This is a genomic window from Leptothoe sp. PORK10 BA2 (assembly GCF_034932105.1).
Taxonomy (GTDB): Bacteria; Cyanobacteriota; Cyanobacteriia; order Phormidesmidales; family Phormidesmidaceae; genus Leptothoe.
The window spans coordinates 19,439-40,155 of sequence record NZ_JAYGIG010000002.1 but is presented as its reverse complement, the minus strand read 5'-3'; the positions used below and the strand labels follow the sequence as shown (position 1 = coordinate 40,155).

General features: G+C 52.2%; 17 protein-coding genes. 9 read left to right on the top strand and 8 right to left on the bottom strand.

All coding sequences use genetic code 11. The features are described from left to right. The first annotated feature begins 116 nt into the window (after positions 1-116). Both VB741_RS01020 and VB741_RS01015 read left to right on the top strand, forming a co-directional pair. Positions 117-1,592: a DEAD/DEAH box helicase gene (locus tag VB741_RS01020; protein WP_323363272.1), complete on the top strand. Its 1,476-nt coding sequence runs from the start codon at positions 117-119 to the stop codon at positions 1,590-1,592. Positions 1,593-2,075: 483 nt separating this feature from the next. Further along, entirely contained in the window at positions 2,076-3,026 is a 951-nt protein-coding gene (locus tag VB741_RS01015) for a CHAD domain-containing protein (protein WP_323363271.1), read from the top strand. A gap of 201 nt (positions 3,027-3,227) precedes the next feature. On the opposite strand, the gene VB741_RS01010 is transcribed toward VB741_RS01015, so the two are convergent. After that, positions 3,228-3,452 (bottom strand): YHS domain-containing protein, encoded by a 225-nt coding sequence (locus VB741_RS01010; RefSeq protein WP_323363270.1) that lies wholly within the window; start codon positions 3,450-3,452, stop codon positions 3,228-3,230. 498 nt (positions 3,453-3,950) lie between these two features. Between VB741_RS01010 and VB741_RS01005 the strand changes: the two genes are divergently transcribed. The 3 genes from VB741_RS01005 to VB741_RS00995 all read left to right on the top strand — a co-directional run bounded on the left by VB741_RS01005 (position 3,951) and on the right by VB741_RS00995 (position 6,649). After that, positions 3,951-4,553, top strand: coding sequence for a LysE family translocator (locus VB741_RS01005; protein ID WP_323363269.1), 603 nt, complete (start codon positions 3,951-3,953; stop codon positions 4,551-4,553). A 358-nt stretch (positions 4,554-4,911) separates the two neighbouring features. After that, positions 4,912-5,280, top strand: a complete 369-nt coding sequence (locus VB741_RS01000) for a recombinase family protein (RefSeq protein ID WP_323363268.1) — start codon at positions 4,912-4,914, stop codon at positions 5,278-5,280. 280 nt (positions 5,281-5,560) lie between these two features. Beyond that, a complete protein-coding gene (locus tag VB741_RS00995) occupies positions 5,561-6,649 on the top strand; it encodes a CBS domain-containing protein (protein WP_442786264.1) in 1,089 nt (362 codons plus the stop codon). A 10-nt stretch (positions 6,650-6,659) separates the two neighbouring features. On the opposite strand, the gene VB741_RS00990 is transcribed toward VB741_RS00995, so the two are convergent. The 4 genes from VB741_RS00990 to VB741_RS00975 form a co-directional block, all read right to left on the bottom strand. After that, positions 6,660-7,850 (bottom strand): M20 family metallopeptidase, encoded by a 1,191-nt coding sequence (locus tag VB741_RS00990; RefSeq protein WP_323363266.1) that lies wholly within the window; start codon positions 7,848-7,850, stop codon positions 6,660-6,662. Between the two features lie 95 nt (positions 7,851-7,945). Further along, on the bottom strand, positions 7,946-9,988 hold the full coding sequence (locus tag VB741_RS00985) for an amylo-alpha-1,6-glucosidase (protein WP_323363265.1): 2,043 nt from the start codon (positions 9,986-9,988) through the stop codon (positions 7,946-7,948). Positions 9,989-10,042: 54 nt separating this feature from the next. After that, positions 10,043-10,879, bottom strand: coding sequence for a hypothetical protein (locus tag VB741_RS00980; RefSeq protein ID WP_323363264.1), 837 nt, complete (start codon positions 10,877-10,879; stop codon positions 10,043-10,045). Between the two features lie 115 nt (positions 10,880-10,994). Next, a complete protein-coding gene (locus VB741_RS00975) occupies positions 10,995-11,900 on the bottom strand; it encodes a polysaccharide pyruvyl transferase family protein (protein ID WP_323363263.1) in 906 nt (301 codons plus the stop codon). Positions 11,901-12,066: 166 nt separating this feature from the next. On the opposite strand from VB741_RS00975, the gene hisC reads away from it, so the two are divergent. Continuing rightward, positions 12,067-13,119, top strand: coding sequence for a histidinol-phosphate transaminase (hisC, locus tag VB741_RS00970; RefSeq protein WP_323363262.1), 1,053 nt, complete (start codon positions 12,067-12,069; stop codon positions 13,117-13,119). 183 nt (positions 13,120-13,302) lie between these two features. Here hisC and VB741_RS00965 read toward each other — a convergent pair whose 3' ends face one another. The 3 genes from VB741_RS00965 to VB741_RS00955 all read right to left on the bottom strand — a co-directional run bounded on the left by VB741_RS00965 (position 13,303) and on the right by VB741_RS00955 (position 16,033). After that, positions 13,303-13,482 carry a hypothetical protein gene (locus VB741_RS00965; RefSeq protein ID WP_323363261.1) on the bottom strand — a complete coding sequence of 60 codons (180 nt, stop codon included), beginning with the start codon at positions 13,480-13,482 and terminating at the stop codon, positions 13,303-13,305. 707 nt (positions 13,483-14,189) lie between these two features. Beyond that, positions 14,190-15,104: a branched-chain amino acid transaminase gene (locus VB741_RS00960; protein WP_323363260.1), complete on the bottom strand. Its 915-nt coding sequence runs from the start codon at positions 15,102-15,104 to the stop codon at positions 14,190-14,192. Positions 15,105-15,205: 101 nt separating this feature from the next. Continuing rightward, positions 15,206-16,033 (bottom strand): metallophosphoesterase, encoded by an 828-nt coding sequence (locus VB741_RS00955; RefSeq protein WP_323363259.1) that lies wholly within the window; start codon positions 16,031-16,033, stop codon positions 15,206-15,208. Positions 16,034-16,372: 339 nt separating this feature from the next. Here VB741_RS00955 and VB741_RS00950 point away from each other — a divergent pair, with 339 nt between their 5' ends. From VB741_RS00950 to VB741_RS00940, 3 genes are all read left to right on the top strand, one after another. Then, positions 16,373-18,316, top strand: coding sequence for an AMP-dependent synthetase/ligase (locus tag VB741_RS00950; RefSeq protein WP_323363258.1), 1,944 nt, complete (start codon positions 16,373-16,375; stop codon positions 18,314-18,316). A gap of 367 nt (positions 18,317-18,683) precedes the next feature. Then, positions 18,684-19,124 carry a YlqD family protein gene (locus tag VB741_RS00945; protein WP_323363257.1) on the top strand — a complete coding sequence of 147 codons (441 nt, stop codon included), beginning with the start codon at positions 18,684-18,686 and terminating at the stop codon, positions 19,122-19,124. Positions 19,125-19,327: 203 nt separating this feature from the next. Further along, positions 19,328-20,593 (top strand): dihydrolipoamide acetyltransferase family protein, encoded by a 1,266-nt coding sequence (locus tag VB741_RS00940; protein WP_323363256.1) that lies wholly within the window; start codon positions 19,328-19,330, stop codon positions 20,591-20,593. The last annotated feature ends 124 nt before the right edge of the window (positions 20,594-20,717 follow it).

Genomic DNA, 20,717 nt, shown 5'->3' with positions numbered 1-20,717 from the left:
ATTCCTAGGGATAGACCTTATATTGTCTTAAGGATTAATCATGATGAGTTGTTGAGTTTGGTATAGTTATTGACCAACCCACCGTTGCCCCATGGGTAACGCCCGCTGTTAATTCCATGGCGCGTACATCCACCCTGCGGTTTGATCGTGGCACTTTAATTTTGCATCCACCTCCCCGGGGTAAGGCATGGATTGCTCATGCGGTTTGGGATGACCGGATTGAACGATTTCGGATTCCGGCCCATTGCTATCGCCCCTTGATGGAGGCATTGCGCCAGGAAAAGATTGCCGTTAATGATCAGGCGTCTGAGTTTAAACCCCTTGAGCTTTCTCCCCAGCTGACGTTGGAGCCCTATGCCCACCAACGGGACGCCCTGGGGGCTTGGCAACGCAATGGCTGGCAGGGGGTGGTGGTTTTGCCCACGGCGGCGGGCAAAACCTATCTGGCTCAGCTGGCGTTGCAGGCGATTCCCCGTAGTACGCTAATCACAGTGCCCACTTTGGATTTGATGCACCAGTGGTACGCTCATTTGGAGACGGCATTTCCCGATGCGGATATTGGCCTATTGGGTGGTGGGAGTCGCGATCGCACGGATATTTTAGTGGCCACCTACGACAGTGCGGCCATCCATGCGGAAAACCTGGGTAACCGCTATGGGCTACTGGTGTGCGATGAGTGCCACCATCTGCCCAGTGACTTTAATCGGGTGATTGCGGAATATGCGATCGCACCCTACCGTCTGGGCCTAACCGCCACCCCGGATCGGGCCGATGGCCGCCATGCTGATCTCGATCAGCTGTTAGGGCCAGTGGTTTACCACAAAACAGCGGCGGAGCTGTCAGGGCTGGCTCTGGCTCCCTATCAGGTCGTGCAGCTAAAAGTCTCCCTTTCGGAGCTGGAACGCCGTCGCTACGCCGACCTAATCCAGCGACGCAATGACTTTTTGCAACAGTCCGGCATTTGGCTCGGCAGTCCCGAAGGTTGGCAACGCTTTGTGGGAGCCAGTGCCCGTTCTCAGGCAGGACGGCGGGCGATGTTGGCCCACCGAGAAGCCAAAAACATTGCCCTGGGGACGGCGGGAAAATTAAAAATATTAGAGGAGCTGTTGGCCAAACATTACCCCGAGCGCACGATTATTTTCACCAATGACAACGCCACGGTCTATAAAATTTCCCAAGACTTTTTGATTCCCGCCATCACCCACCAAACACCGGTCAAAGAGCGGCGGGCGGTGCTACAAAGCTTTCGCACAGGGGACTATAAAGCCATTGTTGTTTCCCATGTGCTGAATGAAGGGGTGGATGTCCCCGACGCCCGTGTGGCCATTTTGCTCTCCGGCAGTGGGTCCACCCGAGAATATATTCAGCGGTTGGGACGGGTGTTGCGCAAAGGAGATGGGAACAAAACAGCTTTGCTCTATGAAGTGATTGCAGAAGAGACTACAGAGGAGAATATTTCTCGTCGTCGGAAACAGTCTCCCCGTAAACGGGAGTCTGAGCATGGGGGCAATCTCTATCAGACGGAGTCTAGGCAACTTCCCCTGGCGGCAGAGGCTGGGCCTGATTGGTCTGCCAATGATCTACCCTATTAATTGGGTTTACTAAAGTAGCTGGACAGTGCGAAGTTCTTGTTGTGGATAAACCCTAAGATAGGTCAGGGAAGCGTTGATTCCTCGTGAGGATTGGCAGATTGGCCTATTTTTAGCTAGATTAACTAGCAGCCAAAAGGTCATAGTTTTACTAAAAATCGTTGTCTACCAGCCTTGAATTGGCAACCAGTTCATTCTTTCAAAGATTTCCTATTCAGGTGTATCCTTTGTAGGCCAGGGTATTTGGATTGAGTTTGGTTTCTACAAGAAAGAGCCTGACCAAGAGGAGAAAAACTTCGCACTGTCCAGTAAAGTAGGTACTGGGGTGGCTTCGTCGTACATCTGCGTACATCTGCCCGGGCCTAAAGCAATGAAGCAAGGCTGGTAATTGTACCATAGAAAGCATCATGTAAAAATCTAATCTAATCTAATCTAATCTAATATGTTACGATCAGATTGGCCATTTGCAGGAGAGGACATATCGCGATGTCGCCCCAACTTGTACTGACTGTTTCTCCTCCACTCACCAAAAAGAGGCCAGATAAAAAGAGGCCAGACATTGTTGGGGACTATGCCCACCAGGCAATGCAAAAGTATGTCAATCATATTTTCAAACAAGAAAAGGGGGTACTTGCCCATGATGATCCTGAATTTTTGCATCAGATGCGGGTGGGATTACGCCGTTTACGGACAGCCTGCAAAGCTTTTGAGACAGTTATTGTCTTACCCAATGAGATGAATGATCGAGCCCTCAAACAATTGGGCAAAGTCTTGGGCCGTGTCCGCGATCTAGATGTGTTGCAAGATTGGCTATCTCGATATGCTGACGATGTCAATCTAAAAAAATCAGAAAAAGAAGCATTTTGTACTTTGAGTAAAGCCCTAAAAAAACAGCAAAAAAAGTATGTTGTTCGAATGGATAGCTACTTGCGCGGCAGGGCCTACAAGCGCTTCGTAAAAGCTGTCGGGCAGTGGTTGAAGCGACCTCAATACAGACCATTGAGCCGTTTGCCGTTGTGTGTAGCACTGCCTGATCTACAGTTGCCGATGATGGGGCAGTTATTACAGCATCCCGGCTGGTTAGTTGTCGATGATGCCGACCCAACAATGTTAGGGCAGGTCCACGATCTACGCAAATGCATTAAAGGAGTGCGCTATCAGATGGCACTATTTAGCGAGTTTTATGGAGAGGAGTATACAAATCAGGTAGGTGCTTTCAGACAGATGCAGGACTTGTTGGGAAAACTGCAAGACGAAACTGTTCTACGGTCATTTTTGGTGGATGTGTTGGGATCTCACTGGGCAAAAAAAATACCTAGCTTAAATCAGTATTTTCAGCAGCAACACCAAACGTTATGGCAACAGTGGTTGGGATTACGTCAGCCTTATTTGACTTTAGATCGGCGCGATGCTTTGTATAAGCTGTTTCTACAGTAGAGTTTTAGGGTGGGCAGGGGCTCCTGGATAAATATGCCTGGATAAATTGCCCGCATAAATATGCCTATTTGGCGATGCCTATGTTTGTCAACCATCCATTAAATAACGCCCTGTAGATCGGTCTGGCTGGCAAACACCTGGCGGAGGGTGTCTCGATGCTCATGGTTGCTGGGTATGAGATAAATCGGCCAGGAGGGCAACTTAATCGGAGTCTACGACATCGAAGTCTACGACCAATTCATATTCCTTTAGTAACGTGTCAAAATAGGCCCTATCCTTGGGGCAATTCTCAGGATTTGCCGTAAAGTCACCGCTGCAACCTGGGTTGCAAAAACCCACCACATGACCTTTGTAGGTGGTTAACGAATCAGCTTGGACATCTTTGCCCGAGCGAGGACAGAATTTGTTAATTGCTAGTTGGGCCATGGGATCATCTCCTGATGTTGATCGAGGGTGGAATCGGGGGTAGACTGCCTGTCGCCCTAAGTCAGGGCTGTGTGATGCCAATTTGGCTGGATCACTGAACGTTCGGAAAAGTGACCGTATAAACCATAGGCCCCTGCTCTGACGGCAGTAGGGTGATTTTATCAATCTTTCCTCGATAATGATAGGGATGAATCGGGTACCAACTCAAGGCGGGACGTTTTTCCAAGGATAGTATGCAGCAGTCAGGAGTCAGGAATCAGGGCCTCACTGACTTCTGGCCCCTGATTTCCTACCTAGCCAGGATTTTTTGGTTTAAGTTGATACCCGATGAATCGTATCCAATTAGACTTGGACGAGACTTGGATTAAATCAGAACCCAACTTTTCAAGCCTTTTTGACTACGAGATTCTAGTCTCCTAATTCTGTCTGGAGTATTGTTATTGTGGATGTCGAAATATCAGTAAGGAATCTGTTGAGATGAGCCTTGTAGACGTAGCGATGCTTTTTGCCATGATGACGGCCTTAGCCGCTTTGCCGAGTGCCAGTGTGGCCTTGGTTGTTACGCGTGCAGCGACTTTGGGCATTGCCAACGGGATGGCTGTGGCTGCGGGCATAGTGTTGGGGGATCTGGTCTTTGTGGCCCTAGCCATCCTGGGGCTGTCCGTTGTTGCAGAAGCCATGGGGGGATTGTTCATGGTGCTCAAAGTAGTTGGCGGTCTTTACCTCATAGGGCTTGGGATCTCACTGTGGCGCTCCCAGGGCGGACTTGTCGCCATGACGAATAGTAGAGACAACAGTAAACGTGGGCTGGCAACGAGCTTTATCTCAGGCTTTGTTTTGACCCTTGGCGATGTCAAAGCAATCTTTTTCTACGCTAGCCTGTTTCCGATGTTTGTCGAGCTATCTGCATTGGAAGTGTTGGATCTGGTTACTATCATTGCCGTCATCGTTTTGGCAGTCGGTGGCGTGAAGGTTCTCTATGCAGTTTTCTCCGCCAAGGCTGCACTCTTTTTGGAACGCAGAAAACTGCAAAAAACGTCACAAAAAGCTGTGGGTGGCCTGATGGTTGGAGTTGGCGGTTATCTAGTGCTGAAGGCATAAGATCGGGGGCCAGTCTATGGCATCGGTCATGGGGCGATGGGGGTATCGGCCTCCAGCACTGTAGGAGTGTTGGGGCAGACCATCATCACCCTGCTCGGTGTCAAAAATTATTGGCCATCGGTTACATCTATGACCTGCTGTGGGCCCGCTTCATCCCCTAGCGTCACTTTAATAAGTAGCCACAGAATAGTCTCCTTTATGTGAAAATACAGCTATTTTTTTCAACTCGAATAGGGGGAAGTCCAGACTGCCGGTTAAATTTGCTAGGCTACTAGCAACACCTAACCCCAAATCCCGATATGCTGGAACCGTTGGGTTCCCTATGTGTTGACATTTGTTGCCGTTATCTGAATTGCCCATGTCTGCTGACTTTTCAAAAAACTCTATTTGGGAAAGACTAGAACTAGGAAGGCTTAGTAAAGCAGCCCAAGGGGGCTATGCTGGCTATGGCTCTCCTGCGTTTGGAGAAAAATCAGTTGATGGCAACTTGGTCACTGATGATCAGGAACAGCAAATTATTGAGCTGATTCGCCGTCATCATAAGTCTGGGAAATCGCTGCAGCAAATAGCTAATTGGATGAATACCCAAGGCTATAAAACTAAGCGAGGTCGAGACTGGCAACGAATATCTGTTAAGCGTGTTCTAGACCGGCTTTATGGGAAAAAAACTAGAATGACCAACATGCCTGAGCCTGCTCCCCCATTGAACCCATCAGATCAGGCATAACCTAAAGCCTCCGGAATGCTTATGTGGTCACAGTTTGAGGTATATATGCTGTTACATTTCTGACTATATATCTAAAGGCTGGCCAACGTCTATATTTGAATGGGTTTGATGCTATTTATTTGTTACATCCCCCATGACCTTTAACAAGGCTTTGAATTTAGCATCGACGTCTGGGCCTAGTGGTGCTGATGATCACGGGGTAGATTTTGCAGGGATTACGGATGCTGATCACGAGGCGGATCCTGGAGCGAGTGCGGATGCTTTGCAGGCCGTCACTCCGATGATGGCGGATGCGATTGATCGTCAGGTGCTGAAGGTGACTCCTGACTGGCCGTTGAGTCGGGCAATTGGAGCGATTGGGGCGGTGTGGAGTAACTGTGGTTTAACCGAGGTCCCCGATGCCCAGAGTCGCCAGGCAAGCTGTGCCTTGGTGGTTGAGGATGAGGAGATTGTTGGCATTTTCACCGAGCGCGACATTGTCAGGTTGATGGCGGATAACGTTGATCTGGGACCGCTGACCGTGGCGGATGTGATGACATCGCCGGTTAAAACCCTACAGCAATCTGCCTTTCAAGATATTTTTGCGGTTTTATTTTTGTTTCGCCGTTATCGGATTCGACATTTGCCCATTGTGGATGAGCAGGATCGCCTGGTGGGGATTGTGACTCCGGGGAGTATCCGGCGGGTGTTGCGTCCGGCGAACTTGCTCAAGATGCGGCGGGTGGCGGATGTGATGTCGAGCAATGTGATTCATGCCGGGCCTGATACGTCGGTGATCGAGCTAGCTCGGCAGATGGCAACCCATCGGGTGAGCTGTGTGGTGATCGTGGAAGTGGAGTCCCAGCAGACGCCTAGTGATGAACTGCAGGCGTTTACTCCCATGGGCATTGTTACGGAGCGGGACCTGGTTCAGTTTCAGGCCCTAGAGTTAGATCTACGGCGATTGACAGCCCAGGATGTGATGAGTGCGCCACTGTTTTTATTGGAGCCGACGGATTCGTTGTGGACAGCGCACCAGGAAATGCAAACTCGTCGGGTGCGTCGTTTGGTGGTGTCTTGGAACTGGGGTAGTGGTTTGGGTATTGTGACTCAGACTAGCTTGCTGAAGCTGTTTGACCCGATTGAGATGTACGGCATTATTGAAAGCATGCAGCAAACGCTGCATCAGATTGGGAATGGCTCATCGTCGGCCCAACCTGGGGTAGTAAGACCCAGGGCCACAGAGCGGCTGACGGATCTGATGTTTGATGTGGAAACAAAGCTGTTGAGTTTATCGAATGGGGCCGATCTGCCGTTACATGAGCGGCAAACATTGATCGATGGGGCGTTGAAATCACTCCAGAAAGCACAGTCGGCATTGGAGGGGTAAGCTCATCCGTTTAACCCTGCACCTGTTGCCAGTATTCGTAAACGCTGGTGGCCATGGTGAGGACGCCGGTTGCGATCGCAGCCTCATCCACTTCAAACTTAGGATGGTGCAGGGGATGGTTCGGTCGGTCCGCAAACCCCACCCCCAGGCGAAACATATTCCCCGGCACCCGCTCGGTATAGATGGCAAAATCCTCTGAACCCATTGAGGGTTCAGCGATCCACTCGATGCCGTCATCCCCCAAGATACTCTGGGCCGCATGGGCCACAATTTCCACTAAGTAATCCGTATTGATCACCGAGGCCACTCGACGCTGATAGTTGAGTTCATACTTAGCGCCGTGCATGGCACACACCCCCGCCACAATGTCCTCGATCCAGGTGGGTAGCTTTTCATAGGTATCGGGCTGTAGCGATCGCACCGTGCCCTGCATCACCACCCGGTCAGCAATGACATTGGCCGCTTTTCCCCCAGAGATTTTGCCAATGGACACCACAGCCGGGTGCAGGGGATTGAGCCGTCGACTGATGGACTGCTGCAGGGTCGTGATCACCTGGGAGGCTACCCAAATCGCATCAATCGCTTCATGGGGGCGGGCACCGTGGCCCGACTCCCCCAGAATCACAATTTCCAAATCATCCGCCGCCGCCGTCAGCGCCCCCCGCCGCAGACCCACCTTCCCTGCCGGAATAGTGGGAAACACATGCACCCCAAAAATGGCCGCCACGTCCTTCAGTACATTATCGGCGATCATCCATTTGGCCCCCTGCACCGTTTCCTCGGCAGGCTGAAACAAAAACCGGGTGGTGCCCGCAAAGGGTTGGTGTTCCGTCAGTTCCGCCAATACCATAGCGGTGCCCAGTCCGACCGTGGTGTGCACATCGTGGCCACAGGCGTGCATAATGCCCTGATTTTTAGAGGCAAAGGGCAGATCCACCTGTTCCGGGATGGGCAGAGCGTCCATATCCGTGCGCACGGCCAATATGTCAGATCGGGTGCCCTGGCCCTCCAGATTCACCACTACCCCAGTTTTACCCACCATTTCCTGCGCATGTAATCCGTAGGACGACATCACCCCAGCAACGTAGGCGGCGGTTTTATATTCCTGGCCGCTGAGTTCTGGGTAGGCATGGAGGTGACGGCGAATGTCGATTAGACGCGGGGTAATTTTTTCTGTGATGGCTTTAATTTGGCTGTGCATGGGGGAGGGGGTAATGGGCGTTTAGCTTAGTTTAAAGAGTGGGGGCTAAAGAGTTAAGGCCGCCAAGAAATCTAGAAAAAAAATCTAGAAAAAAACTAGGACGCCAACAACCGCCACACTCTCAACACCTCCGCCACGGTCCACGCCTGGGCAAAACACCCCTTAGGGGCCATGGGGGCATCCCCATCAAAGATCTCCCCCAGGGTCCCCACACACCCACCGTGGAGATGTTGCACCAGGGGCGTCAGTAAGGCTCGAGCCTGAGCTGCATCCTGGTGTACCCGATAATGGGCCTCAGCATAGGGTCCCAGGAGCCAACCCCAGGTGGTGCCCTGGTGATAGGCACCGTCCCGCTGGAGCGGACTGCCGCCATAGGTACCGATGTATTGGGGATGGGATGGAGCTAGCGATCGCAACCCATGGGAGGTTAACAGTTCCCGCCCGCAAATCTCCACCACGGCACGCTGTTGCGCCCGCCTTAGGAGGGCACCCTCCGAATCTCCCCCAGCAAACGCTAACGACACCGCAAAAATTTGATTGGGCCGCAACGCCCCATCATCCCCGTCCGGCCCATCCAACACGTCGTAGCAGTAGGCCCCCTGCCAAAACCGTTGAAACCCCGTCAGCGTATGCTGGGCCAAGGTTTTATAATCCTGGGCCGGTTTCCCAAACACCCCCGCAAACTGTTCCATACAGCGCAGGGCATTGTACCAAAGGGCACTGATTTCGACGGGTTTACCGATGCGAGGGGTAACCACCCAATCCCCCACTTTCGCATCCATCCAGGTGAGCTGTACCCCAGGTTCCCCGGCATAGATCAACCCATCACTGTCCAGGTGAATGTTGTAGCGAGTGCCCCGCTGGTGCCAATCGATCACCGCCGTCAGCTCAGGCCAAATCTCCTCCAGCAGAGTCTCATCCTGGGTCGCTTCGTAATAGGCCCGAATCGCCTCAAAGTACCAGAGGATTGCATCCACCGTGTTGTACTCAGGGGTTTCCCCTGCATCGGGAAACAGATTGGGCAACATCCCCTGATCCAAATAGCGGGCAAAGGTACGAATAATGGTACGAGCAATGGTGGGACGCCCAGCCCCTAGGGTGAGCCCTGACAAACTGATCATCGTATCCCGGCCCCAGTCCCCAAACCACGGGTATCCGGCAATCACCGTTTTACCCTCCGGTGCCCCCACCAGGGGGCGATCCACAATAAACTGATCCGCCGCCAAAATCAGCTGTTGTAATGGTTCCGTAGCAGGCATCAGCGGCATTTGATCCAGCGGCGGCTCAAATTTTCCAGAAAAAGCTGTTGTCCTCGCCATCCCCTGTACCAAAAGCTGTTGTTCATAGGCCACCCGTCGGGCCAGGGCTTGCTCCCCATCGAGGCATGGATCGGGCACCGTACTGGCCGCCAACAGCAGGGATTCCCCCGGTGCTAATGCCACCGCTAAACTAGCAGCACACAGATGATCGTCTCGGTCGTTCAAGCCTCGATAGCGCTCCAGGGGGAGACTAAACCCCTGATACCAATCATGGTGGAGGTCAAATTCCCCGCGATCGCTCAACAGATAATAGGGCACAGCCCCAGCAAACCCATGGACAGAAACCCCCTGGGGCACCCGCCCCGTCTCCATCTGCCAACCGTCTCCCTGGGTGTTGCCATGGTAGTCTCGGTAGTTCACCAAGGCCCGCAAGGACAATTCCACGGTCCCCAGGCCCTCACTCCCCAGCAATTTATATCGCACATAGGTGGTGTTGGCCCCCGGTTCCATCCAGATCCGCTTTTCCAAACGGGTATCCCCCAGGGCAAAGGTCCATACCGGGGTGGTACCCTCCAGCCGAAAACTCTCCATCAATCGATACCCTTTAGGCCCAACGCTGCCGTCTATCCAGCGGTTAGTAGTCAGGTCATAGGGTTTGTCCCAATACCTTTCCCGATATAGGGTTTCCTCCAGTTTAGTCACCAATAACGTCCGCCCCAGGGGTGGCTGCAGAGCCGCCACCAACAAACCGTGGTAGCGCCGAGTCAATGTCCCGGCCACGGTGCCCGCTCCATAGCCACCAATGCCATTGGCCACCAGCCATTCTCGCGATTCAGCCGTAGCCAAGTCGCCACAAAGTTCTCGCCCAAATGTCAGCATTATTTACCTCTAGCTCTGGGGAAAGTCATCTGCTCACCTTAGGCATCTCTCACCCTAGGCATCTATAGAACGCCCTCGTCGTCGCCATAATCTCACCCCCAGCAACCCCAGTAAACCCACCAATACGTTGGGCTCTGGAACTGTCGCAACAGGCGCTGGGACGGGATCTGGTACCACCACTGGGTCAGGAACCTCCTCTACCTCAGTTACGGGGGCAGGGGGTGTAACGGGTGGGGGGGTAACTACTGGGTCGGGCGGGTCGGGTGGAGTGACAACCGGGGGAGGGGTAACCGGCGGTACCGTGACCAAGCCCACACCACCTGAGGCAAAATTAGGCCGCTGCCTCAGGAAAAACAGATCATTGGGGGCATTATCCAAAATGAAATAACGAAAGGTAACCGTCTCATTTGGATTTACCACCCCCCTAGAAAAATTGACAAAGTCTCGCACATCGGTGACTTCATCAACGCTGGAAAATCGATTGGACACCGGTCTTTCCGACCTAAAGCCTTGGGCAAAGGACAGACCATCTTCCTCCGGACTGACCACCCCAAATTGTTCCTGTAGCTCATGGTCAAAGAACACCCAGGGGGTATTGGTGCGATTGGTGAGCACGGATTCAAACCTAAACCCGATTAAGTCGGCGCTCAATAGTCCTTGAATGGACATAAACAGGTCTACATTGGGCCCGGTCACATCTTGAAAGACCCGGAGGGCATCTGCAGTTCTTTCGCCCCCTGTAATGGTAAAGTCCCCCGCCCTTTCACTAAAGGTCAGGTTCTCTAACCTCAAGGTCGCCGCCTGGGCTGGGGCATGCCAGAATCCCAAGGACAAGAACATAGCCATGGACAACCGACATCGAACATGTTGGGAAAAAGCGATCAGCGCCATGGATGTAATAAAAATCTGGTTTTGTTCCAGTCTAGCCAAGCAAAATCAAATCATGGTGATTTTTATCGAAGTTATAAACTCTTAAAACTTCCCTAGACCAACCTACGATCCATGATTAAATCCCTGGCTGTTTCAAAGCGCTTAATGATTCTTCCAACTGGGTGGTTAATCGTTCTAGGGTAATGTCTTTACTTAATGTGGGCTGTCCATGGCTAATTACACGAGCCATGCTGTCTGCGGTCGATCGGCTCAACAGTGTCACGGGCTGCCCCAGAGTCTGCCGTCCCCATTGGGTCCATAGCCAGCTAGCCTGGAGTGACGACCGCAAACCCCGCGCATATTTGGGATACTCCGGTAGCGGTAACAACTGCCAGGGTCGATAGGGCACGCCGATGGAGGCACACCAGTCCTGCCATTTAAACCTGAGAATTCTAGGGCTGGTGATCACTGGAATCCAAGCTGTTCTAAGAGCATCTGCCACAATGGCCCCGTGCATCGCTTCGGCCAATAGAACCTCTGTCTGACTAATGGCCTGGAGAATTTGCTCAACGGGCCAACGGGGATCAATATAGCCAATGCCCATATCTGCGCACAATGTCTTCCAGGCAACATTGGCAAAGTTGGCATGGTGAATGTGGGGCATGAAGGCGTAGGCATTGTTTTTCTGACCTGTCGGGGTAAAACAACGTCGCACTAAAATGCCGCCATCGGTAATGGCTTTTTGGCGGGGGAGTTGGAGACGCTTAGCCGACAGAGGTCCCCGCACGCAGGCGATCTGCCAGTGGGAAGGAATGGTGGGTAATGTTTTCTCATAACCGGCACCACTGCTAAAGATAATCAGGCGTTTTGCGTCAGTGGTGCGTTCGGGTAGGCGGTGGTTAATGAGGGTACCGGTGCCGATAAACTGAGTTGTACCATCGTCATCAAAGAAGTCTGGGAGGAACTGGGGCCACAGCCAAGTGTTAAGCTCGTCACCAAAGTTGGGCTGACCATCCCGACGACGATAGTAAAAAATCTTCATTCCTTTACCCGTCCTCTTGGACCGATCGGCTCGTTTTATCATGACATATCGCCATGATGTTAGTTCCTGGCATTCAAGCCGTTGATCATGGCTGATTCTCCTGGGCGTGGCTGCCCTGATCTTGCTTTGTGATGTATTTCTAGGTTTATGTATTTCTAGGTTTGCTATGGGTTACTTTCGTTCTGCGGTTGATGCCATGACGGGCTATGTGCCTGGTGAACAGCCCCCTCGGGGCAGCCAGATCATCAAGCTCAACAGTAATGAAAACCCCTATCCGCCTTCGCCCCAGGTCAAAGCGGCACTCCAATCCCTAGAGGTTGACAATCTCAGGCGGTATCCCGATCCCTATGCCAAAGAGTTTTGCCAAGCCATTAGCGATACCTTACAGGTGCCTAAGGATTGGATCATTGTGGGAAATGGCAGCGACGATCTCTTAAATTTGTTAATCCGGGCCTGTGCTGAGGGTCAAGGGCGTAAAGTTGTTTATCCAGCTCCCTCCTATGTGCTGTATAAAACACTGGCAGCTATGCAAACGGCCACCGTGGTGGAGGTGCCCTATCCTGACAGCTTTCAATTGCCGATGGCGGACCTGGTGGCTGCCCAGGGCGCCATTACCCTGATTGCAACGCCCAATAGCCCTTCTGGCCACATGGTACCGTTACGGGATTTGCGTACCCTGGCACAACAGGTGGCTGGCCTGGTTGTCATTGATGAAGCTTATGTGGATTTTGCTGAGTTTTCTGCCCTATCCCTGGTGCAAGAGTTTGAAAACGTGATTGTCTTGCGCACCCTATCCAAAGGCTATGGGTTGGCGGGTTTGCGGATCGGGTTTGGCCTGGCAAATCCGACCCTATTGCAGGGGCTGTTTAAGGTGAAGGATAGTTATAATGTGGATGAGATCGCAATGGCCCTAGCCGCCGCCGCCATTCGGGATCAACCCTATAAAATTGCCCGTGCCAACCAAGTCAAAGCATCACGCACCAAGCTATCCCAAGACTTAAAGCATCTAGGTTTTTCAGTCCTTGAGTCCCATGGCAATTTTGTCTTAGCCACCCCCGGCACAAACAATGCCGAATCCCTTTACCTAGCACTAAAAGAGAGGGGAATTCTCATTCGTTACTTCAATCAACCCAGGTTAGAAGACAAGCTACGAATTTCAGTGGGTACCGATGAAGAAAACCGTATCCTCATAGAAGCCTTAGCAAGCATGATGCCTTAGCTGGTGGTTCAAACCAGCTAAGGCATCACCGTAAGCCGGGAAATTCTAGCTAGGTGAGGAATCCGGAGCCAGAAGTCAGTGAGACCCTGACTCCTGGCTTCTGATTTCTGAATACTATCCTTGGAAAAACATCCCGCTTTGAGTTAGTACCCCAGCAGCACCCTAAAATAGGCCCAGCGATAGTTATTTAGATTGGTTATCCAAATGCTCTAAACGGGTCTCCTGGATATCCTTGACACTCTTAGACTGGTTATCTAAATGCTCCAAACGAGTATTGTGGACGCTATTGCCACCAGAAACTTCTGATAGCTTCTCGTCGGACACTTGCTCGTCAGACTGGATATTCTTAGTTTGATCTTCCATGGTAATCACCTCAAAAAATAGAATGGATCAACAGTAAAAACAAAACGCTGGGTTTAACGTTTTTCCGTTACATCCACACTATATCGAGACTCCATAGCTTCAGACTTAGGAATTGATTAGAGCTCAATGACAGACTTACACGAGTTTGCTGAGACGTTCTCAGAAAACTCTGAATGATTGATTCAGCCGTGAGCACTGGTTCGAGCTGAGACGTTCTCAGAAAACTCTTATGGCTCAATTTAGGCGTGATAATTGGTTTGAGTTGAAGAACGGTTGATCTTCCAGTATTGTTAGCCCCATATACTGGTGACGAGATATAGGCAAAACCATGCAGCCGGAATAATTGTTCATAGCAATTGCATCAGGTCTGATTACCCTATCGGTCTCTTCCCTAATCGCGGTATATCAATCCCGCACCGAATTCTGTAAGCTGACCAAACAACTGGAACAAGACCTACACACATCGCTTTTGACAAACGTCTAGAGATTTACCTGATTCTGTTTAGAGCCCTGGATCACTTTAATCATCGAACTGAATACAGTATCCCGAAGAAACAACAGCTAGTTGAATTTCAACTTACTGTTTCAAAAGCGCGATGTAGCTTTGTATAAAACTACAAAGCTAGACCCATTCCATCTAAGATATTTCATCTAATGTACTGAGAGTACTGACTGTATTGAGAGGACTCATTGTTGACTGACTGCTCTTAAGCCAGGTCTATCCCAAATACCCAGTCCTGGTAACGCTCATCCCGCCCTTCGGTAATTGCAGTGAGCTGATCGCGAATCCGATCGGTCACAGGCCGCACCGTTGACAGCGTATAGTTTTCCACCTGGCGTACCGGTGTCACTTTTGCCGCTGTACCGCTCAAAAAGATCTCATCGGCAATCAGCAGTTCCGACTTGTCCACGGGACGTTCTACCACATCAATGCCCAAATCCTTAGCCACCTGTAGTACGCTATCGCGGGTGATCCCCTCCAGGATGTCCTGCTCAAAACCTGGGGCAATCAGTTTACCGTTGCGCACGATGAATATGTTCATCCCTGAGGCTTCGCTAACCTTGCCCTGGGAGTTCATCAAAATTGCTTCGTCAAAGCCTGACTCTACGGCTTCGGTTTTGGCTAGGGAGGAGGTAATGTAGGCCCCGCTGATTTTGCCTCGTAACGGCAGACTACGGTCTTCTTGGCGATACCAGGAACTAATGCGACAGGTGACGCCCTCGGGGGAAAGATAATCCCCCAGCTCTAGACCATAGACAAAAAAGTCTTTTTTGACATTGTGCAGTCGAGGGGCAATGCCCAGGTCCGATGTGTACACAAAGGGCCGAATGTAGAAGGAGGTCTTGGGACTGTTCTGTTTGACAAATTCTGTAATTACATGCTGAATTTTGTCTGCGGACAGGTCAAAATTTAGCAGGCGGGCACTGGAGCTGAGCCGCGCACAGTGGCGGTCTAAGCGAAATAGCAAGGCCCGATTTTCATTTTGAGGGTCGGGAATGCCTCGCAAACCACCAAAAGCCGCCGTACCGTAGTGCAACGCATGGGTAGCAATGGAGATTTTGGCCTCCTCAAATGGACAAAACTGACCCTCAAAATATGTAATCGGCAGAAAATTTTGCATTGGACCTGCAGGTTTCAGAAATCGTTTTACCTAGGATAGAGGAGTTCCTGGTTAAACGGGAGATCGGTGGGGGGAATGTATGGGTTCTTTAAGGTTTGTACCTAAACCAAGGTAATCACCGTAATTTCTGGATTACAGAACAAGCGACCCGGAGCGTAGGTACCTAACCCTCGATTGACGTAGAGGGTATTCTGCCCAACTTGATGCAGCCCCATGGCCCATTCCCAATGGGTGACCGCACTGGCACACCGATTACTGACGTAGGGCAGTCGGCTATTGCGCAATACCCGAGGCAAGCGTTTGCGGAAGTTAAACCAATGGGAGGCCATGTTACCCAGGCCGGGGATGACGATTTGGCCACCGTGGGTATGGCCTGAGAGCTGCAGATCGACACGCCAGGGGATCATATGCTCGGCGGTGTCTGGGTTGTGGGAAAGGACAATGCGGGGCAGGTGGGGGGGCAGCTGGTCCAGTACCTGGGGGCTAAAGTCCCGGTGGTAATAGTCGGCTAGGCCGACTAGGGCCAGGTCATCGCCTAGGGGATAGGCAATTTGGTTCCAAAGGACGGGGATGTTGCTGCTGGTAAGGGCGGCGGTGATGGTCGGTCGGGCCATGGGCCAGTAGTTATCGTGGTTGCCTAGGATGGCATAGGTGGGAAAAGCCTGGGCGATGGGTCGGAGTTGAGCCGCCAGTTGGTGGATGGGAGTAGGTTCGTGGGTAATGAAATCGCCGGTGAAAACCACCAAGTCTGGGTTGAGGTTGAGGATGGTGGCAATAGCCTCCGCCAACATCTGTTCTGATAATCGCTGCCCGTCGTAGTGAAAATCTGACAGCTGCACAACTACCGTACCTTTTAGCCTTGGCGGTAAATCCCGAATCGGAATCTCCAGGGATTCAACCGTCAGCGGACCGGAAAAGAGTGGACGCATGGATTCAGGAACACAGGTTTTGTTACTTAACGTAACGTTAATTGTTAAGGCTGACCAAGTTCAGCAGCTGGGATTTGACAGTTGCCGGACTGGTCTAGGTAGGACCACAAGTGCAGGGTTTACCCACGAAACTATAAAATCCACAGGGATAGAATATTAGCGGTAGATTAATTTTGAGTTTTGGGTTTTATGGAGATGCTCGATAGCAGAGATCTCCGATCAGAGTGGCCCGTTTGATTAAGACCTCACATCCAAGCTGAAACCTTTGGTTTTTCTAGGTTCCACCCTATCTATCGCCAGCCCCCACGGTATTTTAAGACATCGGTTTAGGACACTTTTATGACTGCTATAACTGCCGCCACCCTTGCCCCCCAGGAACAACAAAACCTTAGTCAGTCCATTGACTATAGCCATATCCAATCGGTGGCTGAAATTTGGCCCATCGTCGCGGGGCGATTTCCCGATCAAACGGCCCTGGAAGATCCCCATGGCACCCCCAAACGCAGTCTGACTTACGGGGAACTGGCCCAGCAGATTAAGCAGTTTGCTGCCGGGTTACAAACCCTAGGCATTCAACCCCAGGATAAAATTGCCCTTTTCTCTGACAATCAGCCCCGCTGGCTGGTGGTGGATCAGGGGATTATGACGGCGGGTGCGGTGGATGCAGTGCGGGGTTCCCAGGCGGATAAGGATGAGCTGGCCTTTATCCTCGACAACAGTGATGCGGTGGCGATGATTGTGCAGGATCAGGCTACCCTGACTAACCTAGTCGATCGCCTAGGAGATAAGGAGCTGCGGTTTATTGCTGTGCTGTCCGATGAAACACCCCAGGTAGATCAGCTAGGGACGACGGCTAAGCTACTGAATTTTAATCAGATTATGGAGTTGGGTCATGGGGTGGAGGTGAAGCCGGTGGATTGCGATCGCACCACCCTAGCCACTCTTATGTATACCTCCGGTACTTCCGGCCGACCCAAGGGCGTCATGCTCAGCCACGGGAATCTGCTATCCCAAATATCCGGAGCCTGCAGTGTCGTCAAGTTGGTCCCTGGCTCCAAAGTCATGAGCATTTTGCCCATTTGGCACTGCTACGAACGCACCTTTGAATACTTCACCCTGTCCCAGGGCGTTCACCAGATCTACACCAGCATCCGCCACGTCAAAAAAGACCTCAAAGCCTTTAAACCCCGCTATATGGTGGGCGTACCCCGCCTGTGGGAATCGATCTACGAAGGCGTCCAAAAGCAATTTCGCGAACAGCCCGACAGCAAACAAAAGCTGATCAACTTCTTTCTCCACCAAAGCCAGCGCTACATTACCGCCAAGCGCATGGCCAACGGCCTCAGCCTGGACCAAAACCCCAACTCCCTGGAAAAAGCCATGGCCAGCACCCAAGCTGCCGTGCTCTGGCCCGTCCACAAGCTGGGCGACACCATGGTCTACAAAAAAGTCCGCGAAGCCACCGGCGGCCAAATCGACTTTGTCGTCAGCGGCGGTGGTTCCATTGCCGACCACCTGGAAGACTTCTACGAAATCATCGGCGTGGATATTCTCGGTGGCTATGGCCTCACCGAAACCTCCCCCATCACCCATGTGCGCCGTCCTTGGCAGAACCTGCGGGGGGCCGATGGGAATGCCCTGCCCGGCACCGAAACCCGCATCGTTGACCTCGACAGCCGCCAAGACCTGCCCCAGGGCCAGCAAGGCCTCGTCCTGATCCGAGGCCCCCAAGTTATGCAGGGCTACTACAAAAATCCAGACGCCACCACCAAAGCTATCGACCCGGACGGTTGGTTCGACACCGGCGATCTGGGCAAAATCACCCCCAGAGGCGATCTGATCATCACCGGTCGAGCCAAGGACACCATCGTCCTCACCAACGGCGAAAATATCGAACCCCAGCCTATCGAAAACGCCTGCGCCAGCAGCCCTTATATTGACCAAATCATGCTCGTCGGCCAGGACCAAAAAGTCCTCGGAGCCCTGATTGTTCCCAACCTTGAAGCCCTCAGTCAGTGGGCCACCGGCCAAGGCATCACCCTCGACGACGCCCACACCGCCGCCCTGGACGATGTCAAAATCCAAACGCTATTTAAACAAGAACTTACCCGTGAAGTCAAAGCCCGCCCTGGCTATCGTCCCGATGAGCGCATCGGCCCCTTTACCCTCCTGAGGGAGCCCTTTTCCATCGAAAACGGTATGCTTACCCAGACGCTGAAGATCAAGCGTCCAGTGGTGACACAGCATTATCAGGACCTAATTGATCAGTTGTTTGTACAGTAGATGGAAAAAGGCGACCTGGGTACCTGAAGCCTAGTCGGCATAGCCTACTTAGACCGAATGAATGCAATTAGGGGGTACCAACTCAAAGCGGGATGTTTTCCAGAGAATAGTATTCAGGAGTCAGGAGTCAGGAGTCAGGGCCTCGCTGACTTCTGGGTTCTGGCCCCTGATTCCCCACCTAGTCAGGATTTTTCAGCTTCAGTTGATACCCCAATTAGGCACCCAATCAGAGGTATGCAGAATGAGGTTTGCCAGGTGGCATGCTAGTCTCCAAAACTACATAAAATCTGTCAATCGCTCCCTTTCATACCTGAAAGGGTAATATACCTAGTGAAATTGATCATTAAAGCTACCTATTCATAATCCTATGGATCCTTCGACTTCCCAACTCCTCTTAAAGCGAGTCATCAACGTCAAGGCTGTCGTTACCCCCCTCTGGAAAGAAGAAGCCCAGAACCAGCTACAAAAGCAGATTAACGGCGTCGACAGTCGCCTGCAGCAGCTAGAAATGCAGGGCCAACGCATGGTGAGCGAACTCCAAAAGCAAGAAGCCAACGACACTGTGCAAAATCAGATGGCCACCGTTCAAGCCAAACTGAACGAAGACAAAAATAAACTACTCCAGCAAAAAAATCAGATTCTCCAGCAATTGCAGCAGGTACAGACCCTAGAGCTCAACAAAGAAGTGAGCCAAGGCCAAATCGACGGCTTCTTCAAAGCCGCCACTGGCGATAACCTGGTGAAAAAAATGCAGGTGGAAATCCTCCTGCGCGACGGTGTGATCGAAGAAATTCGCGGCGAAATGTAGGGTTGGACACTGCCCACCATTCCCATTAGATGCCCCCTAGATGGCCCCCATCAAATTTTCAATCCAACCAGCGGTAAATTTACCGCTGGTTTTTTATTTGACTTCCCATTTAATCAATGGCACAAAGTCTTTTAGAATAAGATGCTGGCGCGCCGCTACGGTTCGTTATCCCATTTGTTGTTAACCCGTCCCGGAATTTCCCAATGATTCGCGAAGTGTTCATGCCCGCCCTTAGCTCAACCATGACTGAGGGAAAAATTGTTTCTTGGACAAAAGCCCCTGGTGACAAGGTAGAAAAAGGCGAAACCGTTGTCGTCGTTGAGTCCGACAAGGCTGATATGGACGTCGAATCGTTCTACGAAGGGTACCTCGCCATCATTGTGGTAGAAGCGGGGGGTGTGGCTCCTGTGGGAAGTGCGATCGCACTTCTCGCCGAAACCGAAGCCGAAATCGAAGCCGCCAAACAGCAAGGGGCTGCTGCGAGTGCTCCTGCTCCTGCCGCCGCCGCCGAGCCCGAGCCCGTTGCCGCCGCCGCTACCCCGGTTGCTGCAGCCCAAAATGGCAGTGCAGCCCCCAGTGGCCGCCTCATCGCCTCACCCCGCGCTAAGAAACTAGCCAAGCAACTCAAAGTAGACATCAAAACCCTTGTTGGCTCCGGCCCCTACGGTCGCATCATTGCCCAGGACGTCGAAACAGCCGCCGGTCAGACACCTACCCCCATTGCCGCCACTATTCCCTCTCCGGCTGTCGCCGCGCCCACCATCCTAGCCGCGCCCACCGCCCCACCACCGGTGCCCGGCCAGGTTACAGCTTTCAACACCATGCAGCAGGCCGTCGTTCGTAACATGAACGCCAGCCTCTCAGTCCCCGTCTTCCGCGCCAGCTACACCATCACCACCGACGGTTTAGACGCCCTCTACAAGCAAATTAAGCCTAAGGGGGTGACCATGACCGGTCTGCTTGCCAAGGCTGTGGCCGTCACCCTCACCAAGCATCCCATCGTCAACGCCAGCTACACGGATGCCGGTATCCAGTACAACGGCAGCATTAACGTCGCCGTCGCCGTTGCCATGCCTGATGGTGGCCTAATTACTCCCGTCCTACGCGGCGCAGACCAAATGGACATCTACTCCCTATCCCGCAGTTGGAATGATTTAGTTGCCCGCTCCCGCAGCAAGCAGCTCAAGCCCGAGGAATACACCACCGGCACCTTCACCCTGTCCAACCTGGGTATGTATGGCGTCAATAGTTTTGATGCTATTCTGCCCCCCGGCACGGGCTCCATTCTAGCTATAGGTGGTGCTAAGCCCACGGTCGTCGCCGATGCCAATGGCATGTTTGGGATCAAGAAGCAGATGGTGGTCAACATCACCTGTGACCATCGCATCATCTACGGTGCTGACGGTGCTGCTTTCTTGAAGGATTTGGCGGACCTGATCGAGAATAATCCCCAGTCCTTGACTCTATAGATTTAATTGACAGTGAATTTACCGTAGGGGATGTGTCATGCTCCCCTGCGACTTTGTGCATCCCATCTTTCCCCCATCTTTCCTCTGTAGGTTCACAGATTTCAGGTCGCCCTGTCAGGCAAAT

Bases quoted from the DNA above. Each gene is read 5' to 3' on its own strand.
- VB741_RS01020 (WP_323363272.1), top strand. From the start codon at position 117: ATGGCGCGTACATCCACCCTGCGGTTTGATCGTGGCACTTTAATTTTG.
- VB741_RS01015 (WP_323363271.1), top strand. From the start codon at position 2,076: ATGTCGCCCCAACTTGTACTGACTGTTTCTCCTCCACTCACCAAAAAG.
- VB741_RS01010 (WP_323363270.1), bottom strand. From the start codon at position 3,452: ATGGCCCAACTAGCAATTAACAAATTCTGTCCTCGCTCGGGCAAAGAT.
- VB741_RS01005 (WP_323363269.1), top strand. From the start codon at position 3,951: ATGCTTTTTGCCATGATGACGGCCTTAGCCGCTTTGCCGAGTGCCAGT.
- VB741_RS01000 (WP_323363268.1), top strand. From the start codon at position 4,912: ATGTCTGCTGACTTTTCAAAAAACTCTATTTGGGAAAGACTAGAACTA.
- VB741_RS00995 (WP_442786264.1), top strand. From the start codon at position 5,561: ATGATGGCGGATGCGATTGATCGTCAGGTGCTGAAGGTGACTCCTGAC.
- VB741_RS00990 (WP_323363266.1), bottom strand. From the start codon at position 7,850: ATGCACAGCCAAATTAAAGCCATCACAGAAAAAATTACCCCGCGTCTA.
- VB741_RS00985 (WP_323363265.1), bottom strand. From the start codon at position 9,988: ATGCTGACATTTGGGCGAGAACTTTGTGGCGACTTGGCTACGGCTGAA.
- VB741_RS00980 (WP_323363264.1), bottom strand. From the start codon at position 10,879: ATGGCGCTGATCGCTTTTTCCCAACATGTTCGATGTCGGTTGTCCATG.
- VB741_RS00975 (WP_323363263.1), bottom strand. From the start codon at position 11,900: ATGAAGATTTTTTACTATCGTCGTCGGGATGGTCAGCCCAACTTTGGT.
- hisC (WP_323363262.1), top strand. From the start codon at position 12,067: ATGGGTTACTTTCGTTCTGCGGTTGATGCCATGACGGGCTATGTGCCT.
- VB741_RS00965 (WP_323363261.1), bottom strand. From the start codon at position 13,482: ATGGAAGATCAAACTAAGAATATCCAGTCTGACGAGCAAGTGTCCGAC.
- VB741_RS00960 (WP_323363260.1), bottom strand. From the start codon at position 15,104: ATGCAAAATTTTCTGCCGATTACATATTTTGAGGGTCAGTTTTGTCCA.
- VB741_RS00955 (WP_323363259.1), bottom strand. From the start codon at position 16,033: ATGCGTCCACTCTTTTCCGGTCCGCTGACGGTTGAATCCCTGGAGATT.
- VB741_RS00950 (WP_323363258.1), top strand. From the start codon at position 16,373: ATGACTGCTATAACTGCCGCCACCCTTGCCCCCCAGGAACAACAAAAC.
- VB741_RS00945 (WP_323363257.1), top strand. From the start codon at position 18,684: ATGGATCCTTCGACTTCCCAACTCCTCTTAAAGCGAGTCATCAACGTC.
- VB741_RS00940 (WP_323363256.1), top strand. From the start codon at position 19,328: ATGATTCGCGAAGTGTTCATGCCCGCCCTTAGCTCAACCATGACTGAG.